The 20,052-nt window shown below is 67.7% G+C and carries 17 protein-coding genes; 9 read left to right on the forward strand and 8 right to left on the reverse strand.

The features are described 5' to 3' along the window. Positions 1-23: 23 nt before the first annotated feature. Both FPJ27_RS17385 and FPJ27_RS17390 read left to right on the forward strand, forming a co-directional pair. The gene (locus tag FPJ27_RS17385) at positions 24-1,292 is read left to right on the forward strand and encodes an FAD-binding oxidoreductase (protein ID WP_204421942.1); all 1,269 of its coding nucleotides are present in this window, start codon (positions 24-26) and stop codon (positions 1,290-1,292) included. Between the two features lie 115 nt (positions 1,293-1,407). Then, complete coding sequence (locus FPJ27_RS17390) at positions 1,408-2,082, forward strand: TetR family transcriptional regulator (protein WP_072443757.1); 675 nt, start codon at positions 1,408-1,410, stop codon at positions 2,080-2,082. Positions 2,083-2,139: 57 nt separating this feature from the next. On the opposite strand, the gene FPJ27_RS17395 is transcribed toward FPJ27_RS17390, so the two are convergent. Both FPJ27_RS17395 and FPJ27_RS17400 read right to left on the reverse strand, forming a co-directional pair. Next, a complete protein-coding gene (locus FPJ27_RS17395) occupies positions 2,140-3,933 on the reverse strand; it encodes a phospholipase D-like domain-containing protein (protein ID WP_204421943.1) in 1,794 nt (597 codons plus the stop codon). Between the two features lie 105 nt (positions 3,934-4,038). After that, positions 4,039-4,797 carry a DeoR/GlpR family DNA-binding transcription regulator gene (locus FPJ27_RS17400; RefSeq protein ID WP_204421944.1) on the reverse strand — a complete coding sequence of 253 codons (759 nt, stop codon included), beginning with the start codon at positions 4,795-4,797 and terminating at the stop codon, positions 4,039-4,041. A 216-nt stretch (positions 4,798-5,013) separates the two neighbouring features. Between FPJ27_RS17400 and FPJ27_RS17405 the strand changes: the two genes are divergently transcribed. The 3 genes from FPJ27_RS17405 to nadE all read left to right on the forward strand — a co-directional run bounded on the left by FPJ27_RS17405 (position 5,014) and on the right by nadE (position 7,427). Continuing rightward, entirely contained in the window at positions 5,014-5,199 is a 186-nt protein-coding gene (locus tag FPJ27_RS17405) for a hypothetical protein (RefSeq protein ID WP_204421945.1), read from the forward strand. Between the two features lie 205 nt (positions 5,200-5,404). Beyond that, on the forward strand, positions 5,405-6,274 hold the full coding sequence (locus FPJ27_RS17410) for a DMT family transporter (protein WP_175962093.1): 870 nt from the start codon (positions 5,405-5,407) through the stop codon (positions 6,272-6,274). Positions 6,275-6,521: 247 nt separating this feature from the next. Beyond that, positions 6,522-7,427, forward strand: a complete 906-nt coding sequence (gene nadE, locus FPJ27_RS17415; protein WP_204421946.1) for an ammonia-dependent NAD(+) synthetase — start codon at positions 6,522-6,524, stop codon at positions 7,425-7,427. A 75-nt stretch (positions 7,428-7,502) separates the two neighbouring features. On the opposite strand, the gene FPJ27_RS17420 is transcribed toward nadE, so the two are convergent. From FPJ27_RS17420 to FPJ27_RS17430, 3 genes are all read right to left on the reverse strand, one after another. Further along, positions 7,503-9,179 (reverse strand): peptidase S1, encoded by a 1,677-nt coding sequence (locus FPJ27_RS17420; RefSeq protein WP_204421947.1) that lies wholly within the window; start codon positions 9,177-9,179, stop codon positions 7,503-7,505. Positions 9,180-9,252: 73 nt separating this feature from the next. Then, positions 9,253-10,845 (reverse strand): S53 family peptidase, encoded by a 1,593-nt coding sequence (locus tag FPJ27_RS17425; RefSeq protein ID WP_204421948.1) that lies wholly within the window; start codon positions 10,843-10,845, stop codon positions 9,253-9,255. A gap of 259 nt (positions 10,846-11,104) precedes the next feature. Beyond that, complete coding sequence (locus FPJ27_RS17430) at positions 11,105-11,725, reverse strand: LysE family translocator (protein WP_204421949.1); 621 nt, start codon at positions 11,723-11,725, stop codon at positions 11,105-11,107. A 134-nt stretch (positions 11,726-11,859) separates the two neighbouring features. On the opposite strand from FPJ27_RS17430, the gene FPJ27_RS17435 reads away from it, so the two are divergent. Beyond that, a complete protein-coding gene (locus FPJ27_RS17435; protein ID WP_204421950.1) occupies positions 11,860-12,324 on the forward strand; it encodes an Lrp/AsnC family transcriptional regulator in 465 nt (154 codons plus the stop codon). Positions 12,325-12,381: 57 nt separating this feature from the next. Here the strand turns inward: FPJ27_RS17435 and FPJ27_RS17440 are convergent, their stop codons facing one another. Further along, positions 12,382-13,293 carry a LysR family transcriptional regulator gene (locus FPJ27_RS17440; protein ID WP_204421951.1) on the reverse strand — a complete coding sequence of 304 codons (912 nt, stop codon included), beginning with the start codon at positions 13,291-13,293 and terminating at the stop codon, positions 12,382-12,384. A 139-nt stretch (positions 13,294-13,432) separates the two neighbouring features. Here FPJ27_RS17440 and speB point away from each other — a divergent pair, with 139 nt between their 5' ends. Together speB and FPJ27_RS17450 are read left to right on the forward strand one after the other, a co-directional pair. After that, the gene (gene speB, locus FPJ27_RS17445; RefSeq protein ID WP_072443776.1) at positions 13,433-14,389 is read left to right on the forward strand and encodes an agmatinase; all 957 of its coding nucleotides are present in this window, start codon (positions 13,433-13,435) and stop codon (positions 14,387-14,389) included. A gap of 56 nt (positions 14,390-14,445) precedes the next feature. Then, entirely contained in the window at positions 14,446-15,771 is a 1,326-nt protein-coding gene (locus FPJ27_RS17450; protein ID WP_204421952.1) for an MFS transporter, read from the forward strand. A 195-nt stretch (positions 15,772-15,966) separates the two neighbouring features. Here the strand turns inward: FPJ27_RS17450 and metE are convergent, their stop codons facing one another. Beyond that, positions 15,967-18,261: a 5-methyltetrahydropteroyltriglutamate--homocysteine S-methyltransferase gene (gene metE, locus FPJ27_RS17455; protein WP_204421953.1), complete on the reverse strand. Its 2,295-nt coding sequence runs from the start codon at positions 18,259-18,261 to the stop codon at positions 15,967-15,969. Between the two features lie 126 nt (positions 18,262-18,387). On the opposite strand from metE, the gene FPJ27_RS17460 reads away from it, so the two are divergent. Further along, positions 18,388-19,296 (forward strand): LysR family transcriptional regulator, encoded by a 909-nt coding sequence (locus FPJ27_RS17460; protein WP_204421954.1) that lies wholly within the window; start codon positions 18,388-18,390, stop codon positions 19,294-19,296. Positions 19,297-19,317: 21 nt separating this feature from the next. Here the strand turns inward: FPJ27_RS17460 and FPJ27_RS17465 are convergent, their stop codons facing one another. Then, entirely contained in the window at positions 19,318-20,046 is a 729-nt protein-coding gene (locus tag FPJ27_RS17465) for a CbtA family protein (RefSeq protein ID WP_204421955.1), read from the reverse strand. Positions 20,047-20,052: the final 6 nt, after the last annotated feature.

Raw genomic sequence — 20,052 nt, forward strand, 5'->3', positions numbered from 1 at the left:
CCGTTACGAGTCAACGAAATCGCATGCAGAACTTCTACGAAGCCACCGTTACCCGCCAGCCCTACCCGCAACTGACCGGCACGACCGACACGCAGGTCTGCATCGTCGGCGGCGGCCTCGCCGGCCTGTGCACGGCGCTCGGCCTCGTCGAGCGCGGCGTGCGCGACGTCGTCGTGCTCGACAGCGAACGGGTCGGCTTCGGCGCATCGGGCCGCAACGGCGGCTTCGTATTCGGCGGCTACAGCCTCGACAACGCCGACCTGCTGCGCACGCTCGGCCGCGACGAAGGGCGCCGGCTGTACCGGCTCACCGTCGATGCGGTCGACCTGATCCGCGCGCGGATCGCACGCTACGGGATCGACTGCGACATCGTCGATGAGGGCGTGATGCTCGCGAACTGGTTCGACGATCCTTCCCGGCTCGACAGCGTGCGTACGCTGATGAAGCGCGAACTCGGCGTCGACTGGGAACCCGTGTCGACGGACGCGCTGCGCACGCGGCTGAAGACGCAGCGCTACTACGGCGGCCTGTTCGAGCCGAACGCACTCCACTTCCATCCGCTCAAGTACGTGCTCGGCGTCGCGGCGGCCGCATCGCGCGGCGGTGCGCGCGTGTACGAGCGCTCGGCCGCGCTCGGCATCGCGCGCGAAGGCGCCGGGTACCTCGTGCGCACGGCGCAGGGCGCGGTACGCGCGAAGGACGTCGTGTTCGCTGGCGGCGGCTACGCGCGCGGCGTGTCGCCGCGCATCGAACGCGCAGTGCTGCCGATCGCCACCTACGTGATCGCGACCGAACCGCTCGGCGCGCGGCTGCCGGACGCGATCGACGCGCCGTACGCGATCTACGACACGCGTTTCGCGTTCGACTACTACCGCCCGCTGAAGGACACGCGCATCCTGTGGGGCGGCCGGATCTCGGTGCTCGACCGCGGCCCGGACGCGATCGCACGCCTGCTGCGGCGCGACCTGCTGCGCGTGTATCCGCAACTCGAAGACGTGAAGGTCGACTACGCGTGGGGCGGGCTGATGAGCTACGCGCGGCACAAGATGCCGCAGATCGGCCGCGACGCGGACGGCGTGTGGCACGCGATCGCGTTCGGCGGCCACGGGATGGCGCCGACCACGGTCGCCGGCGAAGCGCTCGCGGCCGCGCTGGCCGAAGGCCGGCCGGTGCCGGACGGCTTCGGCGCATTCGGGCTCACGCGCACGTTCGGGCTGGCGGGCCTCGCCGCCGCGCAGCTCACGTACACGGCATATCAGGCCCGCGACGCGCTCGCGTCCTGCCGCCGCTGAGCGGCCGCGGCGGCCGAAACACCCCTGCCGATTAGAGCGGAGGGTCGGCCGGGCGGGGATTTCCCACATGCTAGAATGCCTTTTCCAAGCCGCCGCGAACCCACAACAAAGTCACATGAAAGCAGGAAGCAAAGCCGCCACGTCCGAAAGCCGCGCGCTTGCGTCCGACGCGCGGCGCAAATACGATCCCGAGCAAACCAAGCGCAACATCCTCGATGTCGCCACGCAGGAATTTTCCGCGATGGGCCTCGCCGGTGCGCGCGTCGACGCGATCGCCGAGCGCACGAACACGACGAAACGGATGCTCTATTACTACTTCGACAGCAAGGAAGGCCTGTACGAGGCCGTGCTGGAGAAGGTGTACGGCGACATCCGCGCGCTCGAGCAGGAACTGCACGTCGGCGACATGGAGCCGCGCGAAGGCATGCGCCGCCTCGTCGAATTCACGTTCGACTATCACGACAAGCATCGCGACTTCGTCCGCCTCGTGTCGATCGAGAACATCCACGGCGCGAAGTATCTCGAACAGCTCAAGTCGTTCAAGAACCGCAACGTCAGCATCATCAAGACGCTCGAGGAACTGGTCGAGCGCGGCGCGGCAAGCGGCGCGTTCCGCAAGGACATCGATGCGTTCGACCTGCACCTGCTGATCAGCTCGTTCTGCTTCCACCGCGTGTCGAACCGCTACACGTTCGGCGCCGCGTTCGGCCGCGATCCGTCGGCGCCGCGCCTGCGCGCGCGGCATCGCGACACGATCGCCGACGCCGTGCTGCGCTACGTCGCCGCGTAAGCGGCGGCCGTAGCAGCCGAGGGCACGAAACGTCCGTGCCCTTCGCGCGTCAGCACTTCAATCCGTCGGCGCGGTCGACGCCAGCGCGATCCGCGCCTTCTCTTCCGGGCTCCCCGCCACGTAGTACTTCTTCGCCCAGCTCGAATCGGGCGCGAGCGCGAGCCGCGCATGCGTGCCCGTGCCGGCACTCGTGCCGCGCTGCTTCGCACTGATCGCCAGCGCCCGCGCACGATAGTGCTCGTAGAGCCGCAGGAATTCCGCGAGATAGATCGCCGCGATCCGCTTGTCGCGTATCTCGAGCAGATTCTCGTCGTTGTACTGCTCCGAATTGCGGCTCATGTTCGCCGAACCCGTATAGACGACCGGATTCGCGCCTTCCGCATCGATCACGATGAACTTGTGGTGGATCACGACGGGCGGATAGGCCGGCGCCGGTTCGCCCGGAAACTGCCGCAATTCCGGCTCGAAACCCTGCGGCACCGTCGCCGGCGAGAAGTACTCGGCGTCGATCACGTCGTGGTTGTCGCGGCTGCGGTGATACAGCTCGAGGTTCGCGAGCGTCGCCGCATCGAGCGTCTGGCCGGCCTGGCGCGCGGCGTCGGCCTTCGTCGCGCTGCCGATGTTGATCTTGTTCACCAGCCCGAACATCATCAGCCCGCGGTCGCCGGCCGCGAAGCACGCGTCGCGCAAGGCCGCGTCGGTCGGCATGAACAGGCAGAACGACACCGAATGCTTCGCGGCCGTGATCGCGGCGACGATCGTGTCGATCTCGGTGCGCTGCCCCGACGGTTCGGGCGAGAACGCCAGCCGCACCTGCGCGCTGCCGATCGTCATCGGCGCCGACCAGCCCGGCGACAGCCGCGCCGTGTCCGCGATCGACGGATTGCCGGCCAGCGCATGCGCGCGATCGTTGTACAGCGCGGCCAACGCAGGCGAATCGAACGTGTGCAGCACGTTGGCCTGCTCCGTCAGCCCCTCGGTCGTGAAGTTCGCGGAGCCGGTCAGCACCCGCACGGGCGCCGGGTTGGACGGCGCGTCGGTCACGATGAACTTGTCGTGCATGATGTGCGTCTTGTCGCGCGGCGCGAGCGTGGCGAGCCCCTGCAACGCGTCGACGGCCGGCTGGTTCGGCGACGGCAGCGGCGGCTTGCCCTTGCGCGCCGTCGTGTGCGCGTCGTAGACGATCGCGAGCGACGCGTCGCCGTGCTTGCGCCCGAACGCTTCGAACGCGGGCAGCGCCCACAGCGTGTCGGTCAGGTGATAGACGGCCGACGCCGCGCGCGACGCGCGGTCGAGCATCTCCGCAAACACCTGTTCCATGTCGTTCGCGAGCCACGTGCGCAGCTTCAGCGCCTGCGCGTCGCTCGGTGCCGCATTCGGCGCGAGGCCCAGCGCCGCGACCTGCTTCGCGAACGCCTGCGAGCTCACCACCGCGCGGTTGAACCACGTGCCGATGCCGTCCTCGATATGCGCGGGCAGCACGACGTCGCACACGCCGGCTTGCGCGTCGAGCACGTGCAGGTCGTCGGGCGTGCCGACGACCGGATAGACGTCGTAGCGGAACGACGCGTCGCGATCCTGTGGATCGATGCGTGCGTCCCACCACATGAATTTCTGGATCGGCGCCTGGTCGGTCGGCGCGTCACCCTGCGTGTCGGCGGCCGGACCGTCGAACGTCAGCCGGTTCGGCAGCCAGCTGTTCGGCGCGCGCGTCTTGCCGTCGGCCGACCAGAAGCCCGGCGTGCGCCGGATCGCGAAGCCGAGGAAATCGTTGCGCGACTGCGCATCGGACCAGTCGAAGGCCAGCAGGACGAGAGTGGGGGAAAGATAGCTGCGCACGCTGACGGACATTCGTTGCTCCCTGGCCGCGAGGCCGGTCGAAATGAATGGGTCAGTGTCGGTAGAGGTTCTTCCCGCGGAATGACGGTTCGATGAACCTTGTATGTCGGACGCGCGTCAGTCGCACACGAGCAGCTCGATCCCGCGCGAGGTCAGCGCGCGGCGCACGGCCTTGTCGGGTGCGCGTTCGGTCACGAGATAGCGCGCGGCCGCCGCGCCGTTGATCCGTACCGGCGTCACGCGGCCGAATTTCGAATGGTCGGCGACGATGATCGCCGTGCCGGCCGCCGCGATCATCCGGCTGCGCACTTCGGCCGCGATCCGCGAGTAGTCGGTGCACTCGCCGTCGGCCGTGATGCCGCCGGCGCCGACGAACGCGAAATCGACATGGTATTGCGCGAGCTGGTGGATCGTGTCGAGCCCGAAGGTTGCGTCCTCGTCGTCGGACAGTTCGCCGCCGAGCAGCGTCACGCGGTTGCCGTTGCGCCGCGCGAGCACGAACGCGGTGCGCCAGTCGTTCGTGTAGATCGACAGCCGGTGCCGGTCGGCGAGCGCAAGCGCAACCGCATGCGGCGTGCTGCCCGAATCGATCAGCACCGATGCGTCGTCGGGCACGAATTCGGCCGCGCGCCGCCCGATCGTGCGCTTCGCGTCGGCGTTCGCGGCTTCGCGCTCGGACAGGCTCGGTTCGCGGCGGTCGGCAGCGAGCGCGCCGCCATGCGTCATCACGAGCAGGCCGCGCGCGGCAAGCGCGTTCAGGTCGCGCCGCACGGTCTCGCGCGACACGTCGAGCGAGCGCACGAGTTCCGCGACCGACAACGCGCCCGACCGTCCGAGTTCCGACAGGATGTATTGATGACGTTGTTCCGCCAGCATCGCGTGTGCGCCCGGGGCGACTGGTAATGGGTAAGCCGGCCATTGTATTACGGCCGCTTTACCGGTATTTGACTGCGGCGCGAAACGCGGCCGGGCGGCCGGCCGCATTCCCCGAAAGCGAAATTCTGTATTGCCTGACGCGCGCGAATCGGCGCGGTGCCGGTTGCTACACTTTGCGCTTCGTCAAACGACAGACCAGGCAAAGGGGCCCGCACAATGTATCGCAAAGGCAGCGTGATCGAAATCCAGTTTCCGCCCGAACGACTCAACGATGCGGCCGGCGATCCGTACTGGATCGACCTGACGCTCGACGAGGCGCGTCGGCTCTACGAGCAGCTCGCCGTGCGCTTCGCGACCGACGCGCGCGCCAACCAGCCGCTCGACACGTTCTCGATCGACTGATCTTCGCAGCTTCGCGCTTGCCCGCACCGCTCGCGCCCGCCGATAGCCGGCCCGTACCGGAAGCCGGATGCCCGGCACCCAATGACCGTCGGCGCATTCCCACGATGCGCGGCACGAGTGCAGGATTCGACAAGACGCCGGTGCCGCTTCCCGCGATACTGGCCGACTTTACGATTCCGTCCGGCCGCATCGCGGCCCGCCTCGCATGCTTACCTCGATCGTCGCCGCCGCTTTCGTCGCGCTGTGGTCCACCGGCTTCATCGTTGCACGGGCAATCAAGCCCTACGCCGATCCCAACCTGTTCCTGCTCGCCCGTTTCGCGGGCACGGCCGCGCTGTTCGGCGCGGTTGCGCTCGTCGCGCGCGCGCCGTGGCCGGCCCGCCGCGAATGGCCGCGCCACCTGATCGCGGGCGCGCTATTGCAGGGCGTCTATCTCGGCGCGAGCTACTGGGCCGTCGCGCAAGGGCTGAACGCGGGCGTGATGGCGCTGCTCGGCGCGCTGCAGCCGCTCGCCACCGCCGTGCTCGCCGTCCCGCTGTTCAACGAGCGGCTGCCCGCGCGCGGCTGGTTCGGGATGGCGCTCGGGCTCGCCGGCGTCGCGCTCGTGCTGGCGCCGAAGGTCGCGGGCGGCGTCGCGCCGCCGCCGGGTGCGGCGCCTGCGTGGTTCGTGGTCGTCGTATCGGTGCTCGCGGTCGGGTCGATCACCGCCGGCTCGCTGTACCAGAAGGGCAAGCTCGCGCAGAGCGACCTGCGCACCGCGGTCGCCGTGCAGAACTTCGGCGCGGCGATCGTCGCGGCGATCTTCGTCGCGCTGCTGCATGAAACGCGCTGGATCGGCGCGCCGGCACTGTGGGTGTCGCTCGTGTGGGGCGTCGTGTTCCTGTCCGGCGGCGCGGTCACGATGCTGATGTGGATGCTGCGGCGCGGCAACGCTGCGCGCGCGACGTCGCTGCTGTTCCTCGCGCCGCCGCTTGCCGCGCTGCAGGGCTACCTGCTGTTCGGCGAGACGCTCGCGGCGATCCAGCTATTCGGCTTCGCGCTCGCACTGGCGGGCGTCGTGCTCGCGCGGCGCTGACGCGGGCGCACATGTACGCGGTTGTACGGCCGCGCCGACGCTTGCCGACAAGCTCGAGCGCATCGAGGCTGGCCTCACGGATGCCGTTCCCGCGGCATCCCGCACCCGCCCGGCGCACCGTGCACCACAGCGACGCAGCGCGTCTCGCCGAAGCAACGCAAGGCGGCCGGATCGCACGCCCGGCGCGGCGCCCCGCCGCGATTGCGCTTATGATGGGCGCCTTGCATTTCGTTCCGGAACCTTCTTCATGACATCCGCCGATTACGCCAGCCGCCAACGCGCGATCATTGCCGAACTGAACGTCGCCCCGCATTTCGACGCCGAGGCCGAGATCGCCCGCCGCGTCGATTTCCTCGCGCAATACCTTCGTTCGACCGGCCTGCGGACCTACGTGCTCGGCATCAGCGGCGGCGTCGATTCGTCGACGGCCGGGCGGCTCGCGCAACTGGCGGTCGAACGCCTGCGCGCCGACGACTACGATGCGCGCTTCATCGCGATGCGTTTGCCGAACGGCGTGCAGAACGACGAAGCCGATGCGCAGCGCGCGCTCGCGTTCGTGCGCGCGGACGAGGAACTGACCGTCGACGTGAAGCCGGCCGCCGATGCGATGCTCGCGTCGCTGGTCGCATCCGGTCATGCGTTCGACACGCCCGCGCAACAGGATTTCGTGCACGGCAACATCAAGGCGCGCGAGCGCATGATCGCGCAGTACGCGGTGGCCGGCGCACGGCGCGGCATCGTGATCGGCACCGATCACGCGGCCGAATCCCTGATGGGTTTCTTCACGAAGTTCGGCGACGGCGGCGCGGACATCCTGCCGCTCGCGGGCCTGAGCAAGCGCCGCGTGCGCGCGGTGGCCCGCGCGCTCGGCGGCGACGAAGCGACCGTGATGAAGGTGCCGACGGCCGATCTCGAGGAGCTGCGCCCGCTGCGTCCCGACGAGCACGCATACGGCGTCAGCTACGACGAGATCGACGATTTCCTCGAAGGCAAGCCGGTCAGCGACCATGTGTACGAAACGGTGCTGCGCTTCTACGACGGTTCGCGCCACAAGCGCGCGCTGCCGTACACGCCGTTCGACTGGCCGACCGCGCAAGCCGGCCACCAGCGCGAAAATACCGTCGCGTCGCAATCCGGCGCTGCGGCCGCATGACCGGCCGGCCGCGCCGGAACCCGACCGCCGCGCGCACCGTAGCGGCAACACGCGGCAACCAAACGACGGGCAACGCTACGCGTGCCCGCCCGTCTTCTTCGCCTGCAGCGCGCGAATCCGCATCCGTGCGCCCGTATCGCTGACCGTCGTGTCGTACATCGTCGCGAGATCGCGCTTGAGCGCGGTGCGCGAGCCGCCGTCGAGATACACCATGTGCCCCGACGGATAGAAACGCGCGGACAGGTTCTGCCGCACCTTCTGATCCTCGAGCGGCATCTGCTGCAGGTCGATCACGGTCTGGTAGAACGGCGTGACGAAATCGTACAAGCCGTTCGCCGACAGCACCTTCAGGTCGACGTTCAACGCCATCACCGCGGCGAGATCGCCGGCCGTATAGAGGATCACGTTCCCCTGCGCATCGATGCCCTGCTGTGCGCCGGTCGGGTCGATGTGGCTGAAATCCCAGTTCCGGAACGCCTGGTCGTTCAGGTCCGTGAACGCGGAATTCGACGTGAACTTCAACTGCTCGTTCAGGTAGCTGTTCCACATCGCCGTATAGACGCCCGTCACGGCCGTCATCGTCGGATCGTTGCCGCCCGAGTTCGGGTCGATCTTGCCGGCGATGCCCGTCGAGATCGCGGTCACGCGGCCGTCGTACGAACCGAGCGAGAGCCCCTGCGCATGCAGCAGCGTCGTCAGGAACAGCGAATTGCCGCGCGCGTCGTAGCCGGCGATGTCGAGGCGCCACGATTGCAGCGTCGCCGTGTCGATGCCCGTGTATTGCGACAGTTTCTGCACGGCCGCCGGGTCTGCATGCGGGGCCTTGCGCAGCGCGTTCAGGTAGTCGGTGCGCGAGAACTGCGCGACTTCCTCGACGAACGCGCCGAGATCGGCCGGCGCCGGCGTGACGCCGAGTTTCTTGTGATACCACGCATCGGCCGCGGCGGTCGGCAGCGCGCCGACCGGGTTGCCGGCCTGCCGGTAGTCGAGGATCGACGATTGCAGCGTGACGCCGTTCAGGTCGACGCCGTCCTCGTGCAGCTTGTACGCGAGCACGCAGCTGCGCGCGGTGCCGTACGATTCGCCGAACAGGTATTTCGGCGAATTCCAGCGGTTGTTCTTCGTCAGGTAGCGCTTGATGAACTGCTTCAGCGAATCCGCATCCTGGTCGACACCCCAGAAGTTGCGGTTCTTGTTCGGCGCGACGGCCGCCGAATAGCCGGTGCCGACCGGGTTGATGAACACCAGGTCGCTGTGGTCGATCATGCTGTCCGGGTTGTCTTCCATCTGGTACGGCGCGGGCGGCGTGAAACCCGGCATCGACGTCTTGATGCGCTTCGGCGCGAACGAGCCGAGCAGCACGAACACCGACGACGAACCGGGCCCGCCGTTGTAGAAGAACGTCACGGGCCGCGTTTCCTCCTTCGCGCCGTCGGCCGTGAACGCAACGTAGAAGATCTTCGCGGCCGGCAGCGAACTGCTCGGGTCGACCGTCACGAGGTGGCCGACCGTCGCCGTGTACGCGATGCGCTTCCCGTCGATCAGGATCGTGTGATGCGTGATCGCGGCCGCTTCGGTCGTGTCGGTCACCGAATCGTCGGGGCCGTTGCCGTACGCAACCGGATCGAAGAACGGCTGGTCGCGGCCGCGGCTCAGCGCGACCGGATTGATGGTCGGCGGCACGCCATGCGAATTGTGGTCGCCGTGATGCAGCGGATAAACGCCGCCGGAAGATGCGGAATCGATGCCCATCGTGCTGCTCCTGGAGGTGAAAAAAGACGCGGGCAGGGAACCCGCGTCGAACGGAAAGGCGTGTGCCGACGCGTCAGCTCGACGGCTTGCGCGCGAGGATCGCGGCGAGCTGCGCGCCGTCCGGGCTGCCGAGGCCCGTGCATGCGTCCCAGCCCGACGCGGCCGCATACGTGCCGTTCGATCCTTTCGTGATATCGCGCAGCGCGCCCGGATTCTTGTACAGCACCGGATTGACCCAGCCGGCCGATGCGCCGGCCGCCGCATTGATCCGCGCGATCAGCGCGGCCCACAGCGGCGCGACCGCGCTCGTGCCGCCCATCACGGTAGCCGTGCCGGCGACCGATACCTCGTAGCCCGTCTGCGGCGACGCATCGCCGGCTACGTCCGGCACGCCGCGCTTTGCGAGCGGCGTGCGGCTGCCGTCGGCGCGCGTGACGGCGAGCCCCTGCTGCCACGCCGGCAGGTCGAACAGCGTACTAACGCCGCCGCCGCCCGCGCCGCCGCCCGACGCCTCGTCGTTCCACGTGACCTCGCTGCGGATGCCCTGCCCGGGCAGCGCGTCGAGCTGCGTGCCGCCGCAGCCGAGCACGTACGGGCTCGATGCAGGGAAGTCGACGTGATCGGCGCCGTCCTGCAGCCCGTCGCCCGAGCCGCTGTCGCCCGACGCCGCACACACGGTGATCCCCTGCGCAGCCGCCGCCTGCAGCACGCGGTTGAACGCCTGCGCCGACTGCGCCTGCCAGACCGCTTCCGCGCCGCCCCAGCTGATCGAGATCACCGACGGCTTGTTGGTCTTGTCGTTGACGGCCGCGTTGACGGCCTGGATGAAGCCCGCGTCGCTGTTCGGTGCGAAGTAGACCGCGATCTTCGCGGCCGGCGCGATCGCACCGGCGATCTCGATGTCGAGCGCGACTTCGCCGTCCGGGCCGTTCGGGTCGCCGGACGGCGCGTTGCGGCCGGTGCCGACGTTCACGTCGACGAGCGTCGGCGGCATCTTGATGCCGAGCCCGCTGAAATACTGCCGGATGTCGGCCGCGCGGTAGCCGCCGCCGAGTTCGACGATCGCGATGCACTGCCCGGCGCCGTCGCCGGCCGGGAAGCCGTACAGCGACGCGAGCTGGATCGGCGTGAACGTGACGCCCGCCATGCCGCCGCGCGCCGGCCTGAATGGCGGGCGCAGCCGGAAGTGCGGCCGCGCCTGCGGGCGGCTGTCGAGGCCGAGCACGGCCGTGACGGCGTCGCCGAGATCGTCGGGCAGCGTGATCGGGCCCGAGCGGCCGCGATACTGGCCGATCGAACGATGCTCGAAACGCTCGAGCTTCACGCCGAACGCCGCTTCGAACTGCTGGATCATGCCGGACAGCACGACGACGCTTTCGACGGGGTCGACGCGATCGACCGTCAGCTGGTGACGGCGCGCGAAGTCCTCGGTCTTGCGGATGTCGTCGGGATTGGCGGAGAAACGCTGCGCGAACGCGTCGCGCGACAGCGGTTTCGCCTGTGCGTCGCCGGTGGCGAGCTGCTGGACCAACGTATCGAGTTGCCCTTCTTCCTGCCGCCGCAACATGATCGTGACGTGGATGCGTTCTGCCGGATCGCACGGGCCAAGGCACTTGGACTCGGCGACGATTCGGGGTTCACGGTCGGCGTGAAGATGCCTTGCCATGTTCAGACCCTCCTTGGTACCGCGTTGCACGGAACAGCCAGGAAATCGGACATAGCCGGCGGAAGTCGGTTCCGTTCGGTCAGTCGGTTCGCAGCAGCGCGAAGTTAAAAGGAGTTTAGAACAGTCAGATGATTTGCGCGCGCGCCCTGCGGCGGCGGGGGATGCGCACGAAGGCCGGCATTGCGAGCGGCCTGCGCCGAACGGCGCAGCGGCACCGCACGGCCCGTCGACCTGCTCGGCGGCAAGGCAGCGGCGGCGCTCAGTCCATCGACAGGCGCAGCGCGAAACCGATCAGCGCCGCGGAAAACGTCCAGCGCTGCACCGTCTGCGCGAGCGGATGCGCGCGCATCCACGCCGCGATGCGCGCCGCGCCGAACACGCAAGCGAGGTCGAAGCACACGCCGGCCGCAACCAGCAGCGCGCCGAGTTCGAACATCTGCACGACGACCGGCCCGGCCTCGGGCCGCACGAACTGCGGCAGCAGCACCGAGCAGAACAGCAGCGCCTTCGGGTTCAGCAGGTTCGTCAGCAGCCCCTTCACGAACGACTGCCGCAGCTCGCCCGCCGCCGCGTCGCCGTCGCCGAGCGCGAACACCGGCGAGCGGAACACCTGGATCGCGACATACGCGAGATAGAGCGCGCCGCCGTAGCGGATCACCTCGTACAGCCACGGCGCGCTGCGGATCAGCGCCGCGACGCCGCATGCGGACAGCGTCACGTGCGCGGTGCGCGCGAGCGACAGGCCGGCCGCCGCCGCCATTCCCGGCCGCACGCCGCGGCCGATGCTGGTCTGCAGCACGAGCGCCATGTCGGGCCCCGGCACCGCATAAATGGCCGCCAGCGCGGCGAGATAGATCAACAGCAAATGCGTGGAAATCATGTTCTGCCCCCGTCCTTCAATGACGATATGTTGCCGCTGAAGAAGGAGGGATTATTGGCCATCTTTGGCCATGAATTGGCGATTCGTAGTGGAATCCTCCACAATCTCGAAATCAGAACAAGGATTCCGCCAATATGACCGAACTCGACAAAACCGATCGCGCGATCCTCGCTGCGGTGCAGCGCGAGGGCCGCATGCCGATCGCGCGCCTCGCCGAATCCGTCGGCCTGTCCGAGACGCCTTGCGCGCGGCGCCTCAAACGTCTCGAAAGCGACGGCTACATCGAGCGCTACCGCGCGCAACTGTCGCGCCAGGCGCTCGGCTTCGGCGTCGTCGCGTTCGTGCTGGTGCGGTTCGCGACGCACGACCGCAAGGTCGCCGACCGGTTCGAACGGGAAGTGCTGGGGATCGAGCGGATCCTCGCGTGCCACAACGTCGCGGGCACGGCCGACTACCTGCTGCAGGTGGTCGCGCGCGATCTCGACGACTACGGCACGTTCCTGCGCGACTCACTGCGGATGCTGCCGGGCGTGACGTCGATCGAATCGGCGCTGTCGCTGCGCGAGGTGAAGCACGACGCGGGGTTGCCGGTGCCGTGACGCGCGCGGCGGCCCGCGCCGATGTAACGCTCGTTCACATTGCCGGCGGCGCCGGCGTCACGCGATGTCCGGCGCCTGGTGCGCGCGCTCGAGATCCTCGAGAAACGCCTCCACGAGCGGATTACCGCGCCCGTTGCGCGCGACGACCATGTGGAACGTCACGTCGTAGCGCAGTTGCTCCGGATTGAGCGGCGCGAGCAGCCCCTGCGCGACGTACGGCGCCGCGAAGTGCTGCGGCAGGTAGCCGAGGTGGTGACCGGACAGGATCAGCAGCGCGACGGCCTCCATGTTGTCGGCGGTCGCGGTCACGCGGTCGGGCGTCGTCGACATCTGCGCTTCCGGCAGCGGATACGAGCGCCACGCCCATTCGAAGCCCGCGACGTCGGCCGGCGTCAGCGTGCCGGCGCCGTCGAACAGCGGATGGCCGCGCCCGCAGTACGCGACCTGGCGCTCGACGAACAGCGGCGTGTAGTGCAGCGACGGCACGCGGTGCCAGAAATAGCCGACCGCGATCTGGATCTCGTCGCTCAGCAGCTTCTCCTCGAGATCGCCCGGCGCGCGCACGGAGATCGAGAAGCGCACGGCCTCGTCGCGCGTGCGGAACGCGGCGATCGCCTCGGCGATCCGCGCGTTCTGGCTCACCGGCGTATGGCCGATCAGGCCGATATTCAGCGTGCCGACCAGTTGGCGGTCCATGTGCCGCGCGGCCATCCCGAATTCGTCGAGCGCCGCGAGCAGCTTGCGGCTCATCGCATGGAACCGTTCGCCCTTCGGCGTGAGCCGGAAACCGCTGCGGCCGCGCTCGCAGAGCCGGTAGCCGAGCCGCGTCTCGAGCGACGCCAACTGCGCGCTGATCGTCGACTGCCCGACGTTCAGCACGGCCTGCGCGGCCGATACGCCGCCCGCGTCCGTGACCGCGAGAAACACGCGGATCAACCGCAGATCGAGGGTCGACAGATTCCCCAGCACGCTCTTCCCCTTCCATACATCGATGGGAATCGATGTTAACGTCGATATCTTCGCATTCTTCTTTCCCGGCGGAGCGCGTAAAACTGTGCGCCAAGCCGCGTCGAATGATACGGCAACCCCACATCGGAAGAGGCGCCCCATGAACGACCACACCCATTTCCAGCCGCTCGGCGGCAACGAGATGCCGCGCTGCGGCGGCATCGCGACGATGATGCGCCTGCCGCACGTGGCGAGCGCCGAAGGCCTCGACGCATGCTTCGTCGGCGTGCCGTTCGATCTCGGCACGTCCAACCGCACCGGCGCGCGCTTCGGCCCGCGCCAGATCCGCACCGAATCCGTGCTGCTGCGCCCGTACAACATGGCCACGCGCGCCGCGCCGTTCGACTCGCTGCAGGTCGCCGACATCGGCGACGTCGCGATCAATCCCTACAACCTGCACGATTCCATCGCGCGCATCGAAGCCGCATACGACGCGATCCTCGAGCACGACTGCAAGCCGGTCACGCTCGGCGGCGACCATACGATCGCGCTGCCGATCCTGCGCGCGATCCACCGCAAGCACGGCAAGGTTGCATTGATCCACGTCGATGCACACGCCGACGTGAACGACACGATGATGGGCGAAAAGATCGCCCACGGCACGCCGTTCCGCCGCGCGGTCGAGGAAGGCCTGCTGCACGGCGACAAGGTCACGCAGATCGGCCTGCGCGGCACGGGTTACGCCGCCGAGGATTTCGACTGGTGCCGCGAGCAGGGCTTCCGCGTCGTCCAGGCCGAGGAATGCTGGAACAAGTCGCTCGCGCCGCTGATGGAAGAAGTGCGCGAGCGCGTCGGCGACACGCCCGTCTACATCAGCTTCGACATCGACGGCATCGATCCGGCCTACGCGCCGGGCACGGGCACGCCGGAAATCGCGGGCCTCACGGTGCCGCAGGCGCTCGAGATCATCCGCGGCGCGAAAGGGCTGAACATCGTCGGCTGCGATCTCGTCGAGGTCGCGCCGCCGTACGACCCGTTCGGCACCACGGCGCTGCTCGGCGCGAACCTCGCGTACGAGCTGCTGTGCGTGCTGCCGGGCGTCAAGTACCGCGACTGATCCCCGCAACGCACGACCCATTCCAAATCAGAAGATTCCAGAGGAGCCAATAAAAGATGGGGACTTCCGTCAAGCAACCGAAGCGGGCGGCGCTCGCTTCGTTCGTCGGCACCACGATCGAGTGGTATGACTTCTATAGCTACGCGACCGCCGCCGCCATCGTGTTCGGGCCGCTGTTCTTTCCCGGCGAAAACCGCTTCGTCAGCCTGCTCGCATCGTTCGGCTCGTTCGCGGTCGGCTTCTTCGCGCGGCCGCTCGGCGGCGTGATGTTCGGCTATCTCGGCGACCGCTTCGGCCGCAAGCGTTCGCTGCTCGCGACGCTGATGCTGATGGCCGTATCGACGGTCGCGATCGGCCTGCTGCCGACCCATGCGCAAGCCGGTGTGATCGCACCGATCCTCCTCGTGCTGATGCGCGTGCTGCAAGGCATCGCGGTCGGCGGCGAATGGGGCGGCGCGGTGCTGCTCGCCGGCGAGCATGCGCCCGAAGGCAAGCGCACGTTCTTCGCGTCGTTCGCGCAGCTCGGCAGCGCGAGCGGCCTGATCCTGTCGATGCTCGCGTTCGGCGCGATCAGCACGCTGTCGAAGGACGACATGATGAGCTGGGGCTGGCGCGTGCCGTTCCTCGCGAGCGCCGTGCTGCTGGTGGTCGGCTTCGTGATCCGCGCGAGCGTGTCCGAGTCGCCCGAGTTCGAGGAAGTCAGGAAGAGCGGCAACACCGCGCAAAACCCTGTGCGCGAAGCGCTCAAGTGCTGGCCGCTGCTGCTGCTCGCGATCGGCGCGAACGTGTACGGCATCGCCGGCGTGTATTTCAGCAACATCTTCATGATCAGCTACGCGACGCAGTTCCTGTCGCTCGACCGGTCGATGGTGCTGCATTGCATGGCGATCGTCGCGGTGCTGCAGTTCGTCGTACAGCTCGCGGCCGCGTTCCTCGCACAACGCTTCGGCACGACGCGCGTGCTGCTGATCACCGGCGCATGGGCCGCGATCGTTCCGTTCGTGATGCTGCCGCTCGTACACATGGGCACGCCGCTGTCGATCACGGTCGGCGTCGGCCTCGCGACGCTCGCGGAATCGGGCTACTACTCGGTGGTCGCGGGCTTCGTCAGCGGCATCTTCGCCGCGCGGATCCGCTATACGGCGATCTCGATCGCATATCAGGTGTGCGGCGCGCTCGCCGGCGGCCTCACGCCGCTCGTCGCGACCATCATCGCGCAGAACACCGCACCGCAATGGTGGCCGCTCGCGATCCAGTATACGAGCGCCGCGATCCTGTCTTCGCTGTGCGTGTGGCTGATCTCGCGCCGCGTCGGCATCGACGATGCCGGGGCGCCCGGCAAGGCGAACGAGCCGCTGCCGCACGGCGCGCGCACTGCGTAACGTCCGCAACGGGCAGGTTGCTTCACTCGCCTGCCCGGTCATCGCATGCAAGGGGCGGCACAACCACGCCGCCCTTTTTCATTTCCCCGCCGAAAGGCCGGGCGCACGGCGAGCATCGCGTTGCGCTTGGCGCCGAACACGCTGCAGAACCGGCCGTGCGGGCGGGTGCAGTCGTCGCGACAGGCGCGGCGTTTGCTATTGCACCTGGCTGCGCAGCGCCTTCGCCGCCGCGACCATGTTCGTCAGCGCCGGAATCACTTCCGCCCACCGGCGCGTCTTCAGGCCGCAATCCGGGTTCACCCACAGACGCTCTGCCGGAATCCGCTCGGCCGCCTTCTTCATCAGGCCGACGATGTGGTCCTGCGTCGGAATGTTCGGCGAATGGATGTCGTACACGCCCGGCCCGATCTCGTTCGGATACCTGAAGCTGTCGAACGCGTCGAGCAGTTCCATGTCCGAGCGCGACGTCTCGATCGTGATCACGTCCGCGTCCATGTCGGCGATCGACGCGATGATGTCGTTGAACTCCGAATAGCACATGTGCGTATGGATCTGCGTATCGTCCTGCACGCCGTTCGCGGTGATGCGGAACGATTCGACCGCCCACTTCAGGTACTCGCTCCATTGCGCGCGGCGCAGCGGCAGCCCTTCGCGCAGCGCGGCCTCGTCGATCTGGATCACGCGCACGCCGGCCTTCTCGAGATCGAGCACTTCCTCGCGGATCGCGAGCGCGAGCTGGTAGCACGACACCGAGCGCGGCTGGTCGTCGCGCACGAACGACCAGTTCAGGATCGTCACGGGGCCGGTCAGCATGCCCTTCATCGGCTTGTTCGTCAGCGACTGCGCATACGCGATCCATTCGACCGTCATCGCCTTCGGGCGGCTGATATCGCCGAACAGGATCGGCGGCTTCACGCAGCGCGAACCGTACGACTGCACCCAGCCGAACTGGCTGAACGCGTAGCCGTCGAGCTGCTCGCCGAAGTATTCGACCATGTCGTTGCGCTCGGCTTCGCCGTGCACGAGCACGTCGAGCTCGAGCGACTCCTGTTCGCGAACGCTGCGTTCGATTTCAGCCTTCATCGCCGTGCGGTAGCCGGCTTCATCGAGCACACCTGCCTTGAACCGGCTGCGCGCCTGGCGGATTTCGGCGGTCTGCGGGAACGAGCCGATCGTCGTCGTCGGGAAGGCCGGCAGGTTCAGTCGCGCCGACTGCTTCGGTGCGCGCTGCGTATACGGGCTCACGCGGTTGCCGAGCCGCGCGTCGATGCGCGCGATCGCCGCCTTCACCGCCGGGTTGTTCACGCGCGGCGAGCGGCGGCGCGAGTCGATCGCGGCGGCGTTCGCGGCAAGCGCATCGGCCACCTTGTCGCGGCCTTCGTTCAGCGCGATCGCGAGCACCTTCAGCTCGTCGAGCTTCTGCAGCGCGAACGCGAGCCACGAACGGATCTCCGCGTCGAGCTTCTCCTCGCTCGCGAGATCGACCGGCACGTGCAACAGCGAGCACGACGGCGCGAGCCACAGGCGATCGCCCAGTTGCTTCGCGAGCGGCTCGAGCCAGTCGAGCGTCGCGCTCAGGTCCGTCTTCCAGATGTTGCGGCCGTTGATCGCGCCGACCGACAGCACGCGCTCGGCCGGCAGCTCGCGCACCAGAGCGTCGATTTCGTCGCGCGCATTGATCGCGTCGACATGCAGCCCGTCGACCGGCAGCGAGCTCGCGAGCGTCAGGTTGTCCTGAAGCTGGCCGAAGTACGTAGCAAGCAGCAGCTTGATGCGACGCGTCTCCAGCACCGCATACGCGGTGCGGAACGCCTGCCGCCATTCGGCGTCGAGCTCGGTGACGAGAATCGGTTCGTCGATCTGCACCCATTCGACGCCCTGCGCGGTCAGCGTGTCGAGCAGCGCGCCGTACACGGGCAGCAGCTTCGGCAGCAGCGCGAGACGATCGGAATCGTCCTTCGCCTTGCCGAGCCACAGATACGTGACGGGGCCGATGATCACCGGCTTGGCATTCACGCCCTGCGCCTTCGCCTCGGCCAGTTGCTGCAGCAGGCGCGACGGGTCGAGCGAGAAGTTCGTGTCCGCGTGGAATTCCGGCACGATGTAGTGATAGTTCGTGTCGAACCACTTCGTCATTTCACCGGCCGAGACACCACCGCAGCACGCCGCATGCTCTTGCGCCGACTGCGCCGAACGGCCGCGCGCAACACGGAAATAGTTGTCGAGCACGTCGCCGTGGAAACCCTGCACGCGCTTGGGCAGGTTGCCGAGCATGAAGCTCATGTCGAGTACCTGGTCGTAGAACGCGAAATCGCCGATCGGCGCGAGATCGAGATCGCGCTGTTCGTTCCAGTGGCGCTGGCGCAGCTCGGCGCCGAGCGCCTTCAGTGCGTCGCGCGACGATTCGCCCTTCCAGTAGCGTTCGAGACCGAACTTGAGTTCGCGCTTCGCGCCGATGCGCGGAAAACCGAGGTTGTGTGTCCTGACCATGAAGCTGCCGTCCAGATGTAGTGAATGTCCGGCAGCCATGATAGGGATTTCAAACCATGAAATAAAATGGCATTATTTCATTCATCCATTAAATTTGTTCATGCATCTGTTGAGCGAACGATATCCATGCTGGAACGATTCCATCTCGTCGTCATTCGTGAAGTCGAGCGCCAGGGCTCGCTGACCGCGGCCGCCAATGCGCTGCATCTCACGCAGTCGGCGCTCAGCCATACCGTCCGCAAAATCGAGCAGCAGCTCGGCACGCCGATCTGGGATCGGGAAGGCCGCGGCCTGCGGCTCACGCAGGGCGGGCACTTTCTGCTGAAGCTCGCGAACCGGCTGCTGCCGCAGTTCGAACTCGCCGAGGAGCGGATGAGGCAGTACGCGAAGGGCGAGCGCGGCACGCTGCGCATCGGGATGGAGTGCCACCCGTGCTACCAGTGGCTGCTGAAGGTCGTGTCGCCGTATCTGTCGCGCTGGCCCGACGTCGACGTGGACGTGAAGCAGCGCTTCCAGTTCGGCGGCATCGGTGCGCTGTTCGGCTACGACATCGACGTGCTCGTCACGCCCGATCCGCTGAACAAGCCGGGCCTGCGCTTCGATCCCGTGTTCGACTACGAGCAGGTGCTGGTGGTCGCCGACTCGCATCGGTTCGCCAACGCCGACTACGTGACGCCCGAGCAACTGACCGACGAGATCCTGATCACGTACCCGGTCGAAACCGACCGGCTCGACATCTACAACCAGTTCCTGACGCCGGCCGGCATCGTGCCGAGGCGCCACAAGTCGATCGAGACGACCGACATCATGCTGCAGATGGTCGCGAGCGGGCGCGGCGTGGCCGCGCTGCCGAGATGGCTCGCCGACGAATACGCGGACCGGATGCCGGTCGTGCCGGTCAAGCTCGGCAAGCAGGGGATCGCGAAGCAGATCTTCCTCGGCATCCGCGAAGCGGATGCATCGATCGACTATCTGGCCGCGTTCGTCGCGCTGGCGCGCGAATCGACGTGGAGCGCGCCGCGCATGCTGCGCTAGGCGCGCCCATTGCAATGCGCGTCAGGCGGCGCGCATGCCGATGCGTTCGTCGCGTTCCACCCATGCGCCGAACAGCAGGCCGATCGTCGTCCACATGATCGCCTGCATGCCGATGGCCGCGACGCGGAACTTCCACAGCACGGCGGCCGGGAACGCGGCCGGCACTTCGTTGATCGACGGCAGCCCGAACTGCACCGCCGCGATGATCGCGATGAATACGAGCCCCGCGACAATCGACGCATTCCATTGGCCGAGCGTCGCCAGCAGATGGCGGCGCACGCTGACCGAGAACGCCATCGTCGCGATCGAGACCGCGATCATCAGGAAGAACAGGCCCGTGCGATAGCCGATCGTGTCGGGATCGCCGACCGACGGCGGATTGGCCGGGTACTTGATGTTCGGCACGATCACGAGCGCGACGAATGCCGCCAGCGCAAGCCACGCGGCCAGCGGCCGTGCCGGAAGGCGGCCGCCTCGCCCGTATGCATACGCAAAGACCAGCGAGAACAGCCCGCCGAATGCCGCGCCGTAGGTCACGACACCCGTCAACAGGCCGAGGCCGGCCTGCGTGTCGCGGCTGACCAGTTCGTGCTCGTGCTCCGGCACGTCGCCTTTGGCGGCCTCGAGCTTTTCTTCAAAGGAAATCGCCTGATCGACTTGCGGTTCGCCGACGATTTTCGCGAAACCGAACGTGAGGAGGCCCGCGGCGATGCCTGCGAGCATCCCGCGCATGAGCAGCTTTCCGACCATCGTGTA

The organism is Burkholderia sp. MS455 (genome assembly GCF_016899445.1).
GTDB classification, from domain to species: Bacteria; Pseudomonadota; Gammaproteobacteria; order Burkholderiales; family Burkholderiaceae; genus Burkholderia; species Burkholderia pyrrocinia_C.